The organism is Paractinoplanes ovalisporus (genome assembly GCF_016834655.1).
Lineage (GTDB): Bacteria > Actinomycetota > Actinomycetes > Mycobacteriales > Micromonosporaceae > Actinoplanes > Actinoplanes ovalisporus.
The window spans coordinates 1-16976 of record NZ_JAENHP010000038.1; the positions used below are offsets into that span (position 1 = coordinate 1).

At 69.7% G+C, this 16976-nt stretch carries 19 protein-coding genes; 8 read left to right on the top strand and 11 right to left on the bottom strand.

The annotated features are described in order from the left end of the window. Positions 1–127 (top strand): flagellar basal body-associated FliL family protein (locus tag JIG36_RS54735; RefSeq protein ID WP_203383928.1); only part of this gene is annotated, 127 nt, incomplete at its 5' end. Between the two features lie 118 nt (positions 128–245). Here the strand turns inward: JIG36_RS54735 and JIG36_RS49600 are convergent. After that, entirely contained in the window at positions 246–440 is a 195-nt protein-coding gene (locus JIG36_RS49600) for a hypothetical protein (RefSeq protein WP_236050065.1), read from the bottom strand. A 30-nt stretch (positions 441–470) separates the two neighbouring features. Between JIG36_RS49600 and JIG36_RS49605 the strand changes: the two genes are divergently transcribed. The 4 genes from JIG36_RS49605 (at position 471) to JIG36_RS49620 (ending at position 3220) form a co-directional block, all read left to right on the top strand. Continuing rightward, entirely contained in the window at positions 471–950 is a 480-nt protein-coding gene (locus JIG36_RS49605) for a hypothetical protein (protein WP_236050067.1), read from the top strand. A gap of 156 nt (positions 951–1106) precedes the next feature. Next, entirely contained in the window at positions 1107–1634 is a 528-nt protein-coding gene (locus tag JIG36_RS49610; RefSeq protein ID WP_236050069.1) for a methylated-DNA--[protein]-cysteine S-methyltransferase, read from the top strand. A 21-nt stretch (positions 1635–1655) separates the two neighbouring features. Further along, a complete protein-coding gene (locus tag JIG36_RS49615) occupies positions 1656–2375 on the top strand; it encodes a 2OG-Fe(II) oxygenase (RefSeq protein ID WP_203383929.1) in 720 nt (239 codons plus the stop codon). Positions 2376–2503: 128 nt separating this feature from the next. Beyond that, positions 2504–3220, top strand: a complete 717-nt coding sequence (locus JIG36_RS49620) for a DJ-1/PfpI family protein (protein WP_203383930.1) — start codon at positions 2504–2506, stop codon at positions 3218–3220. 109 nt (positions 3221–3329) lie between these two features. Here JIG36_RS49620 and JIG36_RS49625 read toward each other — a convergent pair whose 3' ends face one another. From JIG36_RS49625 to JIG36_RS49660, 8 genes are all read right to left on the bottom strand, one after another. Then, on the bottom strand, positions 3330–4193 hold the full coding sequence (locus JIG36_RS49625; protein ID WP_203383931.1) for a TIGR03620 family F420-dependent LLM class oxidoreductase: 864 nt from the start codon (positions 4191–4193) through the stop codon (positions 3330–3332). A gap of 20 nt (positions 4194–4213) precedes the next feature. After that, positions 4214–4408, bottom strand: coding sequence for a hypothetical protein (locus JIG36_RS49630; protein ID WP_203383932.1), 195 nt, complete (start codon positions 4406–4408; stop codon positions 4214–4216). Next, positions 4392–5561: an NAD(P)/FAD-dependent oxidoreductase gene (locus JIG36_RS49635; protein ID WP_203383933.1), complete on the bottom strand. Its 1170-nt coding sequence runs from the start codon at positions 5559–5561 to the stop codon at positions 4392–4394. The genes JIG36_RS49630 and JIG36_RS49635 overlap by 17 nt, the downstream gene beginning before the upstream one ends. Further along, positions 5558–5761: a ferredoxin gene (locus JIG36_RS49640; protein ID WP_307873240.1), complete on the bottom strand. Its 204-nt coding sequence runs from the start codon at positions 5759–5761 to the stop codon at positions 5558–5560. Before JIG36_RS49640 ends, JIG36_RS49635 begins: the two co-directional genes overlap by 4 nt. 5 nt (positions 5762–5766) lie before the next feature. Then, positions 5767–6984, bottom strand: coding sequence for a cytochrome P450 (locus JIG36_RS49645; RefSeq protein WP_203383934.1), 1218 nt, complete (start codon positions 6982–6984; stop codon positions 5767–5769). Positions 6985–7035: 51 nt separating this feature from the next. Then, positions 7036–7734 carry a response regulator transcription factor gene (locus JIG36_RS49650; RefSeq protein ID WP_203383935.1) on the bottom strand — a complete coding sequence of 233 codons (699 nt, stop codon included), beginning with the start codon at positions 7732–7734 and terminating at the stop codon, positions 7036–7038. A gap of 81 nt (positions 7735–7815) precedes the next feature. Continuing rightward, positions 7816–8826 (bottom strand): SDR family oxidoreductase, encoded by a 1011-nt coding sequence (locus JIG36_RS49655; RefSeq protein ID WP_203383936.1) that lies wholly within the window; start codon positions 8824–8826, stop codon positions 7816–7818. A 40-nt stretch (positions 8827–8866) separates the two neighbouring features. Continuing rightward, a complete protein-coding gene (locus JIG36_RS49660) occupies positions 8867–9970 on the bottom strand; it encodes an alpha/beta hydrolase family protein (RefSeq protein ID WP_203383937.1) in 1104 nt (367 codons plus the stop codon). A gap of 221 nt (positions 9971–10191) precedes the next feature. Here JIG36_RS49660 and JIG36_RS49665 point away from each other — a divergent pair, with 221 nt between their 5' ends. Further along, positions 10192–10629: a MarR family winged helix-turn-helix transcriptional regulator gene (locus JIG36_RS49665; RefSeq protein ID WP_203383938.1), complete on the top strand. Its 438-nt coding sequence runs from the start codon at positions 10192–10194 to the stop codon at positions 10627–10629. Between the two features lie 260 nt (positions 10630–10889). Here the strand turns inward: JIG36_RS49665 and JIG36_RS49670 are convergent, their stop codons facing one another. Then, positions 10890–12122, bottom strand: a complete 1233-nt coding sequence (locus JIG36_RS49670) for an MFS transporter (protein ID WP_203383939.1) — start codon at positions 12120–12122, stop codon at positions 10890–10892. An 87-nt stretch (positions 12123–12209) separates the two neighbouring features. Beyond that, positions 12210–12836: a TetR/AcrR family transcriptional regulator gene (locus JIG36_RS49675; protein ID WP_203383940.1), complete on the bottom strand. Its 627-nt coding sequence runs from the start codon at positions 12834–12836 to the stop codon at positions 12210–12212. Positions 12837–12897: 61 nt separating this feature from the next. On the opposite strand from JIG36_RS49675, the gene JIG36_RS49680 reads away from it, so the two are divergent. Then, positions 12898–15969, top strand: a complete 3072-nt coding sequence (locus JIG36_RS49680; RefSeq protein WP_203383941.1) for an alpha-mannosidase — start codon at positions 12898–12900, stop codon at positions 15967–15969. A gap of 206 nt (positions 15970–16175) precedes the next feature. Then, positions 16176–16970 carry a SigB/SigF/SigG family RNA polymerase sigma factor gene (locus tag JIG36_RS49685; RefSeq protein ID WP_203383942.1) on the top strand — a complete coding sequence of 265 codons (795 nt, stop codon included), beginning with the start codon at positions 16176–16178 and terminating at the stop codon, positions 16968–16970. Positions 16971–16976: the final 6 nt, after the last annotated feature.

Sequence of the window (16976 nt, forward strand, 5' to 3'; positions counted from 1 at the left end):
GCTCTCCACCGAGAAGGGCCGCGAGGAGATCAAGACCGACCTCACCGCGAAGATCGTGAAGGCGTACACCGAGGACGGCAAGAAGATGGTGATGGGGATGTACTACACCTCGTTCGTCACCCAGTAATCGAGGTGCCGGGGCCCGCACGGTGTGCGAGGCCCCAACACTCATCTTGGTCCAGCCGGCGACCGCGCCGGTGGCGCCGCCAGAGACCGATCGCGGCTGAGGCCCGCCGTGAGCGTTGCTATGCGGAAGCTCTCAGGGGCTCGAGGGCGGTCAGAATCAGGTCGAGACCGAATGTGAACTCCTCCGCAGGGTCGTAGCCGGCGGCCACCAGCGCCGCGGCGGACTCGTTGAGGTAGGGGAATTCGTCCGGAGGAAGCTGCGGGAGGAAGACGTCCTGGGCCACGTCCGAGAACTCGTCGGCGGTGTCGAACATCGCGGCTCGGTCGCGATCGCGTCCGGTTTCGTGGCCCTGAGCCTGCCGCTGCTGCTCGTGTTCGTGACGGGCCTGCACGGCTTGGTGGAGCGACGCGGCCCGGCGGGCGCCGACTGGTCGCGTCTCACCTCGGCCGCCGGCGCGGCGTTGGCGGCCGTCCTCGTGCTCGTCAACGTCCTGCAGATCGGGCTCACGCTCTCCGCCGACGGGCTCGCGGAGCCGACACCCGCGTTCGAACTCGTCTGGCAGGTTCACGCGGCGGCATTCGCGCTGACGCTGCCGACGCTCGGGACCACCTTCATCGGCGCGGCCCTCGCCGCGCACGCGAGTGGGCTGACTCGGGGTTGGCAGCGTCTGCTGGGCCTGGTCGGCGGGAGCCTGCTGCTCGCAGCGGGGCTCGGCAACTTCGCGATCGCCGACGGCTCGGCGCTGATCTTCGTCGGGCTCCTGGGGTTCGCCGCCTGGCTCGTCTGGCTGCTCGCGACGGGCGTACGCCTCGTCCGGGGGTGACCGAGATGCGGTACCAGATCTCTCGCTTCACCCCGGGGGTCAGCACCGGGGCGGCTCGCTAAGCCGGGGCTCAGTGCGTTGTCCGAAAACCGCCAGCATTCGCGGACGCCGACGAGCACCGTTGATGACGGAACGAAGGCGACGAAGGAGGCAACGATGACCGCCTGCACGATGATGACGACGACCGTCGGCACCACGTTCGACAGCCCCCTCGGCGAGCTGGTCCTGGTGGGCGAGGACACCGGCGACGGATGCACGCTGAGCTCGCTGTCCATGCCGGGTGGCCGCAACACTCCGGCGATCCGGCCCGGTCTGCGGCGGGACCCGGCTCCGTTCGCGGAGATCGCCCGCCAGCTGGAGGCGTACTTCGCCGGCGAACTCGACCGGTTCGACGTCGCGTTCACCGTTCGCGGGACCGACTTTCAACAGCGGGTCTGGCGCGCGGTGGACGACATCCCCTACGGCACCACCACCACGTACGGGGCTCTCGCGGCCCGGCTCGGACTGGCGCGCGACCGTATTCAGGCTCTGGGTGCGGCGGTCGGTGCCAACCCGCTGCTGCTGGTGCGCCCCTGCCATCGCGTCATCGGCGCGGACGGCTCGATGCGTGGCTACGCCGGAGGCGTCGAGCGCAAGGTACAGCTGCTCACCCACGAGGGAGCGCTGCCGCCCGCCCTGCTCTAACCAACGATCCAGGGAACTCACATGACTGACAATCTCCCGTACGCGAAACGGGTCGCACAGACCGACTGGGCAGCCCTGGCCGGTCAGCTCAACGAGCACGGCAACGCCCTCACCGGGCCACTCCTCTCGCCGGCCGAGTGCCTCGAGATCGCGGCCCTCTACGAAGAGCCGGACCGGTTCCGTACGACGGTGGACATGGCCCGCCACCGCTTCGGCTCGGGCCAGTACCGGTACTTCACCCACGAGCTGCCCGGCCCGATCCGGGAACTGCGGGACGAGTTCTATCCCCGCCTGCTGCCCATCGCCCGGGACTGGGCCGCCAAACTCGGCCAGCCGGCCCCGTGGCCCGACAGCCTGCAGGACTGGCTGCGCCGGTGTCACGAGGCCGGGCAGTCGCGGTCCGCGCAGATTCTGCTGCGGTACGGGCCAGGTGACTGGAACGCGCTCCACCGCGACGTGTTCGGCGACATGCTTTTTCCGCTGCAGGTGGTGATCGGCCTCGACGCACCCGGCGTGGACTTCACCGGCGGCGAGTTCCTGATGACCGAGCAGCGGCCGCGCGCGCAGACCCGGGGCTCGGCCGTCGTTGTACCGCAAGGCCACGGCCTGGTCTTCACCACCCGGGACCGGCCGGTCGAGACCAGGCGCGGCTGGTCGAACGGGCCGATGCGGCACGGCGTCAGCGTCGTCCGTTCCGGGCTGCGCCGCACGCTCGGCCTCGTCTTCCACGATGCAGCATGAGCCGGCTGCGGCCCTTCGAGACCGTCACGCTGCGGGTCAGCCAGTCGAAGTGATACGGCCGGCGTGGGGAACTTCCGCCACATGGGAGGCGACTACAGATCGACAGCTCTCCATGCGAAAGGAACGCTATGGAACGCAGGACCTTGTTCGGGGCCGCCGCCGTGGCCGGTGTGGCCGCCGCCGGGCTGGCCGCGGAACCCGCGTCCGCCACGAAGGGCCGGAGGTGGTCGCCGGACAATCCGATGCGGGTGCAGATCGTCATGTTCGACGGTGTCGAGGAGCAGGACTTCGCGGGGCCGTTCGACGTGTTCTCGCTGGCCGACCGGCAGAGCGGGGGAGCGGTCAAGGTCGGTTACGTGACTCCGGCCGAGCCGCGCACGATTACGGCGGCCTGGGGGACTCAGGTGGTGATCCCCACCGGGTGGTCCCCGTCGGACGCGGACGTGATCGTGGTGCCGGGCGGTGGCTTCGGCCGGCCGGACGGGCCCGGAGTCTGGGCGGAGATCAAGTCGGGTGTGCTGCCTCGCAAACTGGCCGACGCGGCGGACGGCCACCGGTTGGTGGCCTCGTTCTGTACGGGTGTGATCGTGGTTGCGGCGGCCGGGCTGGTCACCGGCCGCCCGGCGACGACTCACCAGAACGCGAAGGCGGAACTGGCCAGGCGTGGCGGAACCGTGGTCGACGCCCGTGTGGTCGACGATCGCGACCTCGTCACCGCCGCGGGCGTGACCTCCGGACTGGACCTCGCGCTGCACCTGGTCCGCCGGGAGATCAGCGCGGCAGTGGCGGTACGCGTCGAGAACATCCTCGAATACCAGGCCCGCGGTACGGTGTGGACCCCCTGACGTCGCATGTCGCCGGGTCGGGCAGGCTGCGAACCCGTTGAGCCTTCCCGCTTCGGTGGAGTCGAAGCGGGAAGGCTCACCTGATCGCTGCCGTCGGTGGCCAGTTGCCTCAGATCAGCTGGGCCGCCAGTGCGGCGAACGCCTCGGTGGGGAAGCTGGTCCGGTCGCCGCCGTTGAGGACCTGGATCGCCACCTCGTCGGCGCCGGCCGCGAAATGCTTTTCGATGCCGTCGGCGACCTGGTCGGCCGTGCCCCACGGAATGAGCGCATCGACCAGGCGGTCGCTGCCCGCGCCGGTCAGGTCGTCATCAGTCCAGCCGAAGCGCCGCAGGTTGTTGGTGTAGTTCGGCAGGGTGAGGTAGCCCGCCGTGTACTCGCGGGCGACGGCCCGGGCCGCCTCGGCGTCCGGCTCGAGCACCACGGCCACCTCGGGCGCGAGCAGCCGGTCGGGTCCGAGCAGGGCCCGAGCCTCGGCGGTGTGCTCGGCCGGCGTGAAATAGGGATGGGCCCCGGCCGAACGGTCGCGGGCAAGCTCGAGCATGCGCGGGCCCAGAGCAGCCAGCACCCGCCGCTGCGGGGCGAGCCCGGCGGCGTCGAGGGCATCGAGGTATTCGACCGTCTTGGAATAGGGCTTGCGGTAGTCGGTGCCGTCGCCCTCGACCAGGACGGCGTGGCTGGCGCCGAGACCGAGCAGGAACCGGCCCGGGTGATCCTGCTCCGCGGCCTCGGTGAACGCCGCGACCTCGGCCGGCGACGTGTGCCAGACGGTCGCGATGCCCGAGGCGATGCCGATGCGCTCGGTGCCGTCGAGCAGTTCCCGGAAGCGTGACGGCAGCTTCTCGTCGAAGCCGGCCGAGAACCAGATCCGGGCATAACCGAGGTCCTCCAACTCGGTCGCGGCGTCGATCGCCGCTCGGGGGCTTTCGGTGCCGAGGAAGAACGGTTGCCACACACTGACGAGTCGTTGAGCCATGACGAGAACAGTACGACCGGTCAGGGCGAAGCGGCGTTGTACCGGGCGGTCCGACGAATGAGGCGGCGCCGGACCGCATGCGCGACGGCGCGATCGAGGGCGTCGGGGGAGGCGTCGGCCAGCAGGACGGTGCGGCCGCCGCCGAGACGCCGGGCCACTGCCGTGCCCATGCCGCCGGCGCCGGTGACCACGACGACGTCAGGCTGCGATGTCATGAATGTCCTTCCAGGAGGTCCCGGTGGCGATGGCTTGGCGCCACGGGCGGACGGCTTTGGGGGGCATGCCGACGGCCAGGGCGCCGACGAGGCGGTCGCCGGTGCGGTACGCCGCGATGAAGCGCCGCTCCGGCAGGTCCCCGGCGACCACGCGTACCTCGTCGTGCCCGCGCAGGTAGCCGTACGCGTGGAGTTTCATGTCGTACTGGTCCGACCAGAAGTAGGGCACCGGCGCGAAGGGTTTGCGCCCCGAGGGGTTGAGCAGGTTACGGGCGGTGGCCATGCCCTGTTCGGCGGCGTTGGTGCGGTGCTCGATGCGCATGGCCGTACCGAACAGCGGGTTGTGCCAGCGGGCGACGTCCCCGGCGCCGTAGACGCCCGGCGCGGCGCTGGTGAACTCGTCGCACAGCAGCCCGTCGGCGAGCGCCAGGTCGCTGCCGTCGAGCCATTCGGTGTTCGGCTGCGTGCCGATCGCGACCAGCACCTCGTCCGCGGTGACCAGTTCACCGCCGGCCAGCCGGACGCCGTCGCCGGTGATCGCCGAGACCGTGACCCCGGTGCGCAGGTCGACGCCGTGCTCGACATGAGCGCTCGACAACACCCGCCCGACCTGCTCCCCGACGGCGTGCGCGAGCGGGACCGGCGCCGGTTCCAGCAGGACGACGTCGCAGCCGAGACCACGTGCGACCGCCGCACATTCCGCCCCCAGAAATCCGGCCCCCACCACCGCCAGCCGTACGCCCGGCAGCAGCCGTTTCCGCAGAGCGATCGCGTCGGACAGGTTGCGCAGCACGTGCGCGCCCGCCCCGGGGAGCCGCCTCGGGCGGACGCCGGTCGCCACGATCAGTTCGTCGTAACCGATCTCGGTGCCGTCGTCGAGGTGCACGACCCGTCCGGCGGTGTCCAGGCCGGTGGCGCGGACGCCGAGCCGCAGGTCCAGCCGCAGCGCGGTGAGCTGTTCGGTGGTGCGTAGCGCGACCCGGTCGGCTTCCCAGTCACCGGCGAGGATCTGCTTCGACAGCGGCGGTCTATCGTACGGCGGGTCGGCCTCCTCGCCGATGACGGTGAGAGTGCCGTCGTAGCCTTCGCGGCGCAGAGTCTCAGCGGCCGCGAGACCGGCCGCCGAGGCGCCGACGACGACGATGGTGTTCACTGCTCCACCAGGCGGATCGCGGCGGCCGGGCACACTGCCGCCGCCTCCTGCGCCTCGTCGGCCAGTTCCGGCCCGGGTTCCGCGACCAGGACGACGGCCACACCGTCTTCGTCGCGCTGGTCGAAGACGCCGGGGGCGACCATGGCGCACTGCCCGGCCGCGACGCACTTCGGTTCGTCGAACTCCACTCGCATGGTCATCTCTCTCACCAGGTCACGGGCAGGTTCCGGAGGCCGTACGCGACGCCCTCCATCGCGAACTCGATCCGCTCGGACGGCACGGCCAGAGCCAGGGTGGGGATCCGCCGGTAGAGCGTGCTGTAGGCGACCTGCAGCTCGACCCGGGCCAGGGACTGTCCGAGGCATTGGTGCACGCCGTAGCCGAACGCGTGGTGCGAGCGGGCGGGCCGGGTCAGGTCCAGCTTCTCGGCGTCGGGGAACTCGGCCTCGTCGTAGTTGGCCCCGGCCAGCTCGAAGATGATGCCGTCACCGGCTTTGATCGTCGTACCGCGGACGTCGATGTCCTCGTTGGCGATGCGCCGGATTCCGGAGTGGACGATGGTGAGGTAGCGCAGCAACTCCTCGACCGCGTTGGCCACGAACCGGGGGTCGTCGCTGTTGTCACGCAGCAGCGCCAGCTGCTCCGGGTCGCGCAGCAGCGCGAGGGTGCCCAACGAGATCATGCTGGCGCTGGTCTCGTGCCCGGCGATGAGGATGGCCGAACTCATGATGACCGCTTCCTGGAAGGTCATCTCGCCCGCTTCGACCCGGCCGCCCATCTCCGACATGACGTCGTCGGCGGGCTCGGCGATCTTCTTCCGCAGCAGGGCGGCGAGATATTCGCCCAGGGCCCGGCTGGCGGCGGCGGTTTCCTCCGCGGTCGACTCGTGGCTGATTGCCTTGTTGCTGTTGGTCTGGAAGAACTCGTGATCCTCGTACGGGGCGCCGAGCATCTGCGTGATGACCAGCGTCGGTACGGGCAAGCCGATCGCCTCCACCAGGTTGGCCGGGTTCGGGCCGGCCAGCATGTCGTCGACCAGGCCGTCGAAGGTCTCCTGGATACGGGGCCGCAGTGCCTCCACCCGCTTGACCATGAACGGGCCGTTGACCGTGCGGCGCAGCCGGGTGTGCTCCGGCGGGTCGGTGTTGGTGATGAGGTCCGGGTGGTGCGGGGCACCGGTGGCCCGGCCCCGGGTCATGTGGGGATAGCCTTCGCGCTTCTCGTTGATGCTGATCCGCGGGTCGTTGAGCAGGGCTCGCTGGTCGGCGTGGCGGCTGATGAGCCACGGCGTGCTGCCGTCCCAGATGCGGACCTTGCCGATCGTGTCCGCGCGGGTCATCTCCCGGATGACGGCGGCGGGCGCGAACGGGCACCGGGACTCCCGGACCGCCGGGTACTCGGGTGCGACGTCGGTGTCTGTCATGGAGAGCCATGCAAGCAGGCTTTCCAGACAAAACGCGGACAGCCTCCGGGCCTATCGACCCATTCCCAGCCGGTAGCCGAAGCCCCGGTGCGTGTGGATCAGCCGGGGATCGGTCCGGTCGACCTTGCGCCGTAGCCGGGAGACCAGCCGCTCGGTCGTGCCGTCCTCACGGTCCTCGCCCCAGACGTGGTCGGCGAGCTGCTCCTTGGACAACACCCGGCCGGCGTTGAGCAGCAGGTAGCGCAGCAGTCTGTACTCGGTCGGCGTCACGTCGAGGGCGCGTTCACCGCGCCACGCCTGCCGGACGACGTCGTCGAGCAGCAGGTCTCCGTGGCGCAGGGTGCTCGCCGGAGCCGTGGCCCCCCGGTGGCGCAGCAGGACCTGCGCCCGGGCCAGCAGTTCCGCGCCGTGCCAGGGCTTGGTGACGTAGTCCTCCACCCGGGTGCCGAGCACCGGCACCAGCTCACCCAGGAACTCGCAGGCGGTCACGCAGAGCACGGGTGGCCGGGCCGGGAAGACGGCCTGGCGCCGGCCGAGGCGGACGAGATCGGGGGTGTCCCGGTCGACCACGATCAGATCGACGACGCGTTCGCCGAGCACCCGCAACGCCGCTGTGCCGGTCGGCCGGGCGGTGACCTGGTAGCCGCCTCCGCTCAGCTCGGCCGACAGCTCACCGCGCAGGCCGGGATCGGGCGCCACCACCAGAACAGCCGGCTCGTATGCGAGCTGGGTCATCCCTGCGAAGGACACGCCGCCATTTTATCCCGGACCGCTGGGGCCCACTGCGACACGGAATCGAACCACGTCATGACGTAACGCGGTGTGTGCCGGTCAGCGGCGGGGGACCACGCCGAGCTCGATCATGCTCTCGGCGGTGTCGAGAACTGACTCGGCGGCGGGCCGGCTCGTCCATCCGAGTTCGTTCCGGGCCTTGGCGCTGGTGACCTGGTCGTGGTGTCCCCAGAGCGTCAGGCCGATGCGGATGCCGGGTTCGACCCGGGAGATCGCCCACATCAGCGCGTACGGCATGGCGCGGGTCGGGATGCGGTAGCCGCTTGTCTGGTAGCGGTCTTTGAGGGCGAAGGCCATGTCGCGCCCCCACATGAACTCGTCCCCGGCGATGTAGCGATTTCCCGCCGCGGCCGGTGTCTCCATGGCGAGCAGATGCAGATGAGCCAGGTCGCGCACGTCGACCACGTTCCATCCGATTTTCGGTACGGCGGGCATCGCGGCTCGCATCAATCGACTGATGATGGACACCGAGTTGCCGGCCTCGGCCCGCTGGAGGGGGCCGATGATGGAACCGGGGTTGATGGCGACCAGCTCGATTCCGGACTGCTCGGCGAATTCCCAGGCCGCCTTCTCGGCGAGGGTCTTGCTCCGGGCGTAGAGGAAGGGGTCGTCGAGGGTTCCCCAGTCGTCCTCGGTGAAGGCGCGGTTCTCCTGGCGCCCGCTGTGGACGGCGAGACCGGAGGAGGTCATGACCACCCGCTTGACGGTCCCGCTGGTCGCGGCGGCGCGAAGCACCCGGAGAGTGCCGTCGACCGCGGGACGGATCACCTCGTCCGGGTCCTTCGGGGCGGTGCTGGGGAAGGGGGAGGCCACGTGCCAGATGTAGTCGCAGCCGCCCACGGCGGTGGTCCAGCCGGCGTCGCGGTCCAAGTCGGCCTCGACGAATTCGAGGGATCCGCCGGTCCGCTCGGCGATCGGGTGCAGGTGAGCCACGTCGGCGGTCTGGAGATTGCGTACGGTGCCGCGCACGTCGTATCCGTGGTTCAGGAGTTCGGCGATGCAGTGGCCGGCGAGGTATCCGGTGGCTCCGGTGACGAGAACTTTTGCCATGATTTATCGCTCCGATGAGTAGTGCTGAAGGTCGTTCCGCCTACTTGGATTCGACCCTGCCGAGTGCGTCCGCCGTCTTGTTCAGGGCGCTTACCGCGCGGGGCCACGACTGGTCGCCCGGGTAGAGCTGACTCCAGAGGTAAGCCCACGACATGGCCCGGACCACGGCGACCCGTTGCGGGTTCTCGTCGGTGGTCTCCTTCGCGTCGTAGCCGGCGACGCCGCCGAGCGAGTGCTGTGCGCCGTACATGGTCAGCAGGCTCTTCGGGCCGGGACTCTGGGTGTAGGCGTCGAAGCGCCAGTCCGTGCGGGTCGAGAAGGCCGGGTTGACGTCCTGGTCGCCGGCGATGATCAGGGCCGGCTTCTTCATCGTGTCGAAGGTGATCGTCCGCATGGCGGGCGACGCTGCCTTCGCGGGCGGGATCAGGTCGTTGCCGTTACCGGCCGGGGCCATGGCCACACCGGCCTTGATCCGCCGATCCGTGAGGTTGAGCGGGCCGTCGACCGGGTCGGTCACGCCTTGGCCGAGCAGCATGGTGGCGGTGGTGCCGCCCATGGAGTGCCCGACGACGGCGATGCGGTTGCGGTCGAGCCGGCCCCGCAGTTCCGGTACGGAGTTCTCGATCCGGTTGAGGTGGTCGAGGATGTAGGTCATGTCGTCGACCCGCTCCCGCCAGTGCAGCGAGCCTTCCGGGTCTTTCTCGTCGCGCAGGCCCAGGAATTTCGCGTCGAGGTGGGTGGGCTGGATGACGGCGAAGCCGTGGGCGGCGTAGAAGTCGGCCAGCGGCGCGTACCCGTACATGGAGGCGAGGTAGTTCGAGGACCCGTGTCCGTGTGACAGCAGGATGACCGGCAGCGCCTTGCCGGCCGTGGGGGCCGAGATCTTGAGTTGCAGGTCGACCGGCCGCCCCTTCACGGGCACCGTCAGCGGTTGGTACGTGGTGATCGGCGTGGCCGCGCTGACCGGGATGCCGCCCTCGAGAACGGGTCGTGAAGTCACGGGTCGCTCCGGCGCCGAAGCCGCGTCGGCTTTGTCCCGGGTGGCGATCCAGCCCGCCGGGACCAGCGCCAGGGCGACCGCGAAGGCGATCCCCGCTCGCAGCCGGGTGCGGTTGACGGGTGGATTGTTCGTGCTCGCGTGCATGGAAACTCCTTCTGGTGCTGAGAGGTCGAGGCGATTCCCGTACGGATCCCCGGGCCGTCAGCGGCGCTCGATCTGCTACTTGCTCCACAAAATCAATGATTAACTCACTGAGTTTGTAAGCTAGCACAGGTGCGCGCCGGCGCAACAGGCGAAGCGGCCGGGAATGTGTGCGCCAGGAACTCGGTGGCCTACTCAGTGAGTTCGCGCGGTATCGTGAGCCCATGGCGCAGCGGCAGACGAAGAGGCAGGGCCCGGTCGCCGACCGGAAGGCCGAGATCGTCCAGCTGCTCATCCAGCTCGGTGATCGCGCCCGACGTGTTGTCTCCTCGACGATCCAGGAGTTCGGCGCGCCCGAGTCCGTGGCCGAGGCGCTGCGGGTGCTGGGCACTTCCGAAACGCCGCTGACCCTGCGCGACCTCGCGTCCCGGCTCGGCCGCGACCCGTCGACCGTGAGCCTGGCGGCGGACAAGCTCGAACATGCCGACCTCGTCGTGCGGGTGCCGCACCCCACGGACGGGCGTAAACGCGTGCTGCAGCTGACCGAGCGGGGAAACGTGCTCTGGGGCACCCTGCAGCATCGCCTTCATGAGTCGAACGTCTTCAACGACCTCGACGCCGCCGAACTGAAGACGTTGCTCGAGCTCCTGCGACGCGGCTGAGCCGCCGCGATCAGAACGGCAGCGTCAGCGGGGTGCGCAGCTCGTGGGCCACGTCGCACACCATGGCCTTACGTTCTGTTCGAGTTGCTCGCGCCGGTCGTTGAGCGCGGTAGCCAGGTTGCGGATCATCCACGCCTGGTGGGAGGGCAGGTTCCGGCTGCGGCACGGGTCGCTGGCTACGGACATTTCGGCCAGGTGGGGTGCGTCGGTACGGGTATCGCGCTGCTTTCGCGACAGGCTTGGCGGGCTGCATCCGCGCCCTAGCGCACCTGGCGTACCCGGGTCACGCCGAGGGCGCCGAGAATGCCGAAGAGGGCGCCGCCGATGAACAGGCCGGGGTAGCCGAACGCCGCGATGACTCCGGGCGCCGCGATGGGGATGAGCGACTGGGGCAGCGACTGGGCGAGGTTGGCGACGCCGAGGTCCTTGCCCGCGTCCTGCTCGTTCGGCAGCACGTCGGCGATGAGGGCGAGCTCGACGGCGAAGAAGGCGCCGACACCCGCGCCGAGGATGAACTGGCCGAGCAGCATGACCGGGATCGTGGAGGAGAGGGCGATGACGGTCAGGCCGACGGTCGCGATCAGCGAGGAGAGGACCACGAAGGGCTTGCGCCGGCCGAGCTTGTCGGAGAGCCAGCCCAGCACCGGAGTGACCAGCAGGAGGCCCACGGCGTTGACGAGTACGGCCTGGAAGACCATGGTCGGCGCCTCCTCGTCGCTGACGCCGAACTCGGCGATGAGGAAGTAGGCGAGGTAGCTGGTGGCGGTGAACTGGGTGGTGTTCAGGAAGAACCGGGTCAGCCAGGCCCAGCCCAGGTCGGGATAGCGGCGCGGGTTGAAGACGAACGACCCGAACAGGGCCTTCGCGTCGAACTTGTCGGCGGGCCGCTCGGTGCGGATCCTGTCTTTGATCGGCGTGACCACGACGAGCATGAGCACGATGCCGAACAGGCTGGGGACCAGGCTCTGCAGTGGGCCGATCGGGAAGAGCTGGACCAGGAAGGTGGCGCCCACGCCACCCACGTTCTGCGCGAGGCTGATGAACGAGGCGACGCGCCCCCGCCGCTGCGGGTCGACCTGGTCGGGCAGCAGGGCGATGAGAGCGGCGAGGGAGAAGTTGAGCCCGACCTGGGCCACGCTCCAGCCGAGCAGGACGACCGGCACGCTGGGTGCGAAGGCGATGACGGCGATGCCGGCGTAGCCGATGGCGGCCCCGCTGAAGATCCAGGGTTTGCGCATGCCGAACCGGCTCGTGGTGCGGTCGGACAACCGCCCGGCCAGCGGGTTGGTGATGAACGAGAAGAAGGCGCCCACGCCGAGCGCGATGCCGAGGTTGGCCGCCGCGCCGTCGACGTCGAGTTCGCGCAGGCGCAGCGCGATGGTGACGGCCAGCGGGGGCACGAGGGCGATCGACCAGCCGAGCAGGGCCAGGGGGATGGCCGCGACGGCGTACCGGGATCTGGCGGGCACGGCGGTGCTGATGGTTCTTTCCACGTCGGGTCCTCTGAGCTGAGGGAATGCGGCGTCACGGCCGCGTGGAGCGAACCGTAACACCGAATTGTTCCGCGTGGAACTTTTTCTTTACCGGGCCGGCGCGAAGAGCTCCTCGAGCAGGGCCATGCCCTCGTGCATGTCGGCGCCGGGGTCGAGCAGCCACTGCGTGGACAGGCCGTCCAGTGCGGCGATGAGCAGGGAGGCCGCGGTGTCGAGCGGAATGTCGGTGCGGACCCGGCCCTGGTCCCGGAGGTATTCCAGCAGGCTCGAGGCCTGTCGGCGCAACGAGCGGTAGCGCTCGACGAAGAACTCGCGGGAGTGCTCGTTGCCGGGCTCGAGTGCGCGGGCGACCATGCTGTGCCGGAGAGCCATGAGCCCGGGGGCCTGCTGGGCGTAGACGGCGGCCATCGGCGCGAATCCCGGTTCCCGGTCGAGCCCGGACTCCTGGGCCTCGGCCAGGGCTTGGCGGTCCTTCTCGCGCAGAACTTCGAGGAAGAGCTCCTCGCGAGTGTCGAAATAGCGCCGCAGCGCGGCGTGGCTGACCCCGATGGCCTCCCCGATGGCGCGCAGCGAGGTGCCCTCGAAGCCGAGATCGGCGTAGACCTCGACGGCGCGGTCGAGAATTTGTTGCCGGCGCAGGATGCCTTTCGGGTAGCGGCCTCGCGAGCCCGTGCCCGACACCGAGGAGATCTTCGCGGGGGCCTGGTCAGTCATGCCCTCACCCTAGTGAAAGGAAAAAGTTCCACGTGGAACTTTTTGGGTGTACGGTTCCGGCATGCATGACAACGACGGCCAGGCGCAGCTGCGCATCAGCAATGTTCTGAGCACCCGGCTGGGCCCGCGGCTCTACCGGCGGTTCGCGCCCCTGACCGTGACGGCGTGGGAAGCGCCCGGTGAGCCGGTGCCCTTCGCGGACGCGGTCACGCGGTCGTACGAGCCGTTCGCGGCCGGGCAGCGGTGGAGCAAGCCCTGGGGTACGACCTGGTTCCATGTCACCGGCGAAGTGCCGCCGGACTGGGGTGGCGGGGGCACGGCCGTCCAGATGCTGGTGGACCTCGGATTCAGCGGGCTGCTTCCCGCCTTTCAGGCCGAGGCGCTCGTCTACCGGCCGGACGGCTCGATCGTCAAGGGCATCGAACCGTTCAACCACGTGGTCGACCTCGACCCGGCCGGCAACGCGACGATCGACTTCTACATCGAGGCCGCGTCGAACCCGAACATGCTCGAGCACTTCTTCGCGACAACCCTGGCCTCGGCGGCCGGGGGAGCGCCGCTGCCGTCCGGTTTCGCCTCGCCCCGGCGCAACGACGTGACCCACCTCGGCGACAAGGCGACCGCGGGCACCGACCCCATCTACACGCTGCGGCAGATCACCCTGGCCGAGCGGGACCTCGCCGTGGACGCGCTGCTGCAGGACGCCGCGGCCCTCATGGGCCTGATCCAGCAGCTCGACGTCGCCTCCCCGCGCCGGGCAGCGATCCGGCACGCGCTCGAGCGGATGTGCGACGTCCTCGATCCCGACGACGTCGAGAACACGGTCGCGGCCGCCGCCGCCGAGCTGCGCGAGGTCCTGGCCGCGCCCGCCCACTCCAGCGCCCACTCGATCGTCGCGGTCGGGCACGCCCACCTCGACTCGGCCTGGCTGTGGCCGACCCGGGAGACGGTTCGCAAGGCCGCCCGTACCTTCTCCAACGTTCTGACCTTGATGGACGACGATCCCGGCTTCGTGTTCGCCGCCTCCAGCGCGCAGCAGTTCGCCTGGGTCAAGCAGTTCTACCCCGAACTGTTCGACCGGATCCGCGCCCGGGTCCAGGAGGGACGGCTCATCCCGGTCGGCGGCATGTGGGTCGAGAGCGACACCAACATGCCCGGCGGCGAGGCCCTGGTCCGGCAGTTCCTGCTCGGGCAGAACTTCTTCCAGCGCGAGTTCGGGGTCCTGTCCCGCGAAACCTGGCTGCCTGACTCGTTCGGCTTCACCCCGGCGCTGCCGCAGATCGCCCTGGGCGCGGGCACCGACAGCTTCCTGACCCAGAAGCTGTCGTGGAACGACACCAACCGGATGCCGCACCACAGCTTCCTCTGGGAGGGCCTGGACGGCAGCCGGATCTTCACGCACTTCCCGCCCAACGACACCTACGGCTCCGACCTGAACGCCGGTGACCTGGCCAAGGCTCAGCGGCAGTACGCCGAACGCGGCGCCTCGAACGTGTCGATGACCCTGTTCGGCTGGTCCGACGGCGGAGGCGGCCCCACCCCGGAGATGCTGGCGGCGGCCCACCGCAACCATGACCTCGAAGGCGCCCCGCGCGTCACCCTCGGTTCCCCGGCCCAGTTCTTCGACGAAGCCAAGCGCACCCTGTCCGACCCGGCCGTCTGGTACGGCGAGATGTACCTCGAAGGCCACCGCGGGACGTACACCAGTCAGGCCCGTACCAAGCAGGGCAACCGGCGCAGCGAGCACCTGCTGCGCGAGGCCGAGCTGTGGAGCGCGACCGCGGCCGTACGGGGAATGGCCCCTTACCCGTACGAAGAGCTCGAGTCGATCTGGCAGACGGTGCTGCTGCAGCAGTTCCACGACATCCTCCCGGGATCGGCCATCGCCTGGGTGCACGACGAGGCCGAGGAGCACTATCACCGCGTCGCGGCCCGGCTGGAGGAGATCATCGGTGTCGCCCAGCGGGCATTGGCCGGTCAGGGCACGAAGACGATCGCCTTCAACGCGGCCCCGGTGACCGCCGGCTCGGTCACCGCGCTCGGCGCCGGCCCGCATGTCGCAGACCCGGCCGTCGCACCGGTCCGATCCGAGTCCGGCTACACGCTGGCCAACGGGCGGGTCGCCGCGCGCTTCGACGCGTCCGGCCGGCTGGTCTCCTTCGTCGACGAGTGGTCCGGCCGGGAGCTGATCGCGCCGGGCGAGGCGGCCGCGGTGCTGCAGATCTTCCGCGACATTCCCGCCATGTTCGAGGCCTGGGACATCGACCGCTCCTACCAGCGCTCGATCACCGAGCTGAGCACCCCGGACGCCGTCGACATCGTCGACCGTTCGCTGGTGGTCACGCACACCTACGGCAAATCGACGATCGACCAGCGGTACTGGCTGACCGAGGGTGACACCGAGCTGCAGATCGAGACGACCGTCGACTGGCACGAGCAGGAGAAGCTGCTCAAGCTGGCGTTCCCGCTCGACCTCCGAGCCGATCAGGCCGCCTCCGAGATCCAGTTCGGGCACGTGCTGCGACCGACGTACGTCAACACCTCCTGGGACCATGCGCGCTTCGAGACGGTCGCGCACAGGTGGGTGCACGTGGCCGAGAACGACTTCGGAGCCGTGGTCGCCAACGGCTCCACGTACGGACATGACGTCACCCGGACCGTGCGGGCCGACGGCGGCACGACCACCCTGGTCCGCGAGTCGCTGCTGCGCGGCCCGAAGTACCCGGACCCGGAGGCTGACCAGGGCCTGCACGTTCTGCGCACCGCCCTCGGCTCCGCCCGCGGTGTCATCGACGCGGCTTCGGCCGGCTACCGGATCAACCTGCCGGCCCGCACGCTCGAGAACGCCGGCCACGGCGTTGAGCCGATCGTGACCGTCTCGGCGCCGTCGGTCCTCGTGGAAGCGGTCAAGCTGGCCGAGGACCGCTCCGGCGACGTCATCATCCGCCTGTACGAGGCGACCGGGGCCCGCACCCGCACGGCCGTCCAGCCGAACTTCGAGTACACCGCGGCCCGATCGACCGACCTCCTCGAACGTGACCTCGGCCGGCCGATCTGGCACCCGCACGAGTCCATCGAGTTGGAGCTGCGTCCGTTCGAGATCGCCACGCTTCGGATCAGCCCGCTCGGGTAGGCCGTCAGATCAGCTACTTGCGGCGAACCGGTCGTGGCCGAGCCGGTTCATCAGCCGGACGACGTCGGCGGCCATCGCGCGTTGGCTGGACTGGGCATGATCGTCCTCATCTGGCATCGACACGAAAGACGGGCAGTTGTTTGGGCCGCAGAGGCCGGGGTACGGGGCTGAGTCAATCCCGCCGGACGATCAAGGAGTACATCTTCATGACGGTTGCCGTCGTGTCCACCGCGAACGTAGTTGAAGCCGGCGAGGCGTCGACGGACCGGGCGAGTGAGCTGATCGCCGCTCTGGCGGCTCTGCCGGACGGGCATCCGTCGCGGCCGGTGCTGCGGGAACGCACGATCGAGGCGTGGATGCCGCTGGCCCGGCACCTCGCCAACCGGTACGCCGGTCGGGGTGAGCCGTCCGACGATCTGTTCCAGGTCGCGTCGGTCGGACTGATCAAGGCGGTGGACCGGTTCGACGCCGGCCGCGGGGTCGACTTCGCCGGATTCGCCATCCCGACAATTGTGGGTGAGCTCAAACGGCACTTCCGCGACCGGACGTGGTCGATCCGGGTGCCGCGCCGCCTGCAGGAGCTGCGGCTGGCGATCACCGGTGCCAACAGCACGCTCACGCATTCGCTGGGACGCGCACCGACCGTGGCCGACATCGCCGAGTACCTCGACGTGAGCGAGGAGGAGGTGCTCGAAGGGCTGGAGGGGGCTCGCGCCTATAACGCGACCAGTCTGTCGACGCCGGTCAGCGCGGACGGCACGACCGAACTGGGGGAGACCCTCGGGGGCGAGGACCGCGAGTTCGAGGTGGCCGAGGCGCGGGTCGCACTCGGCCCGGCGATGGCCGTCCTCGACGAGCGGGAGCAGCAGATCGTTACGCTGCGATTCTTCGGGAACCTGACCCAGTCGCAGATCGCCGAGCAGATCGGTGTCTCCCAGATGCACGTCTCGCGGCTGCTGGCCAAGGCGCTGGTGCGGATGCGGGAACAGCTGGACGCCTGACGACGC

Bases quoted from the DNA above. Each gene is read 5' to 3' on its own strand.
- JIG36_RS49600 (WP_236050065.1), bottom strand. From the start codon at position 440: ATGTTCGACACCGCCGACGAGTTCTCGGACGTGGCCCAGGACGTCTTC.
- JIG36_RS49610 (WP_236050069.1), top strand. From the start codon at position 1,107: ATGACCGCCTGCACGATGATGACGACGACCGTCGGCACCACGTTCGAC.
- JIG36_RS49615 (WP_203383929.1), top strand. From the start codon at position 1,656: ATGACTGACAATCTCCCGTACGCGAAACGGGTCGCACAGACCGACTGG.
- JIG36_RS49620 (WP_203383930.1), top strand. From the start codon at position 2,504: ATGGAACGCAGGACCTTGTTCGGGGCCGCCGCCGTGGCCGGTGTGGCC.
- JIG36_RS49625 (WP_203383931.1), bottom strand. From the start codon at position 4,193: ATGGCTCAACGACTCGTCAGTGTGTGGCAACCGTTCTTCCTCGGCACC.
- JIG36_RS49630 (WP_203383932.1), bottom strand. From the start codon at position 4,408: ATGACATCGCAGCCTGACGTCGTCGTGGTCACCGGCGCCGGCGGCATG.
- JIG36_RS49640 (WP_307873240.1), bottom strand. From the start codon at position 5,761: ATGACCATGCGAGTGGAGTTCGACGAACCGAAGTGCGTCGCGGCCGGG.
- JIG36_RS49645 (WP_203383934.1), bottom strand. From the start codon at position 6,984: ATGACAGACACCGACGTCGCACCCGAGTACCCGGCGGTCCGGGAGTCC.
- JIG36_RS49655 (WP_203383936.1), bottom strand. From the start codon at position 8,826: ATGGCAAAAGTTCTCGTCACCGGAGCCACCGGATACCTCGCCGGCCAC.
- JIG36_RS49660 (WP_203383937.1), bottom strand. From the start codon at position 9,970: ATGCACGCGAGCACGAACAATCCACCCGTCAACCGCACCCGGCTGCGA.
- JIG36_RS49665 (WP_203383938.1), top strand. From the start codon at position 10,192: ATGGCGCAGCGGCAGACGAAGAGGCAGGGCCCGGTCGCCGACCGGAAG.
- JIG36_RS49675 (WP_203383940.1), bottom strand. From the start codon at position 12,836: ATGACTGACCAGGCCCCCGCGAAGATCTCCTCGGTGTCGGGCACGGGC.
- JIG36_RS49680 (WP_203383941.1), top strand. From the start codon at position 12,898: ATGCATGACAACGACGGCCAGGCGCAGCTGCGCATCAGCAATGTTCTG.
- JIG36_RS49685 (WP_203383942.1), top strand. From the start codon at position 16,176: ATGACGGTTGCCGTCGTGTCCACCGCGAACGTAGTTGAAGCCGGCGAG.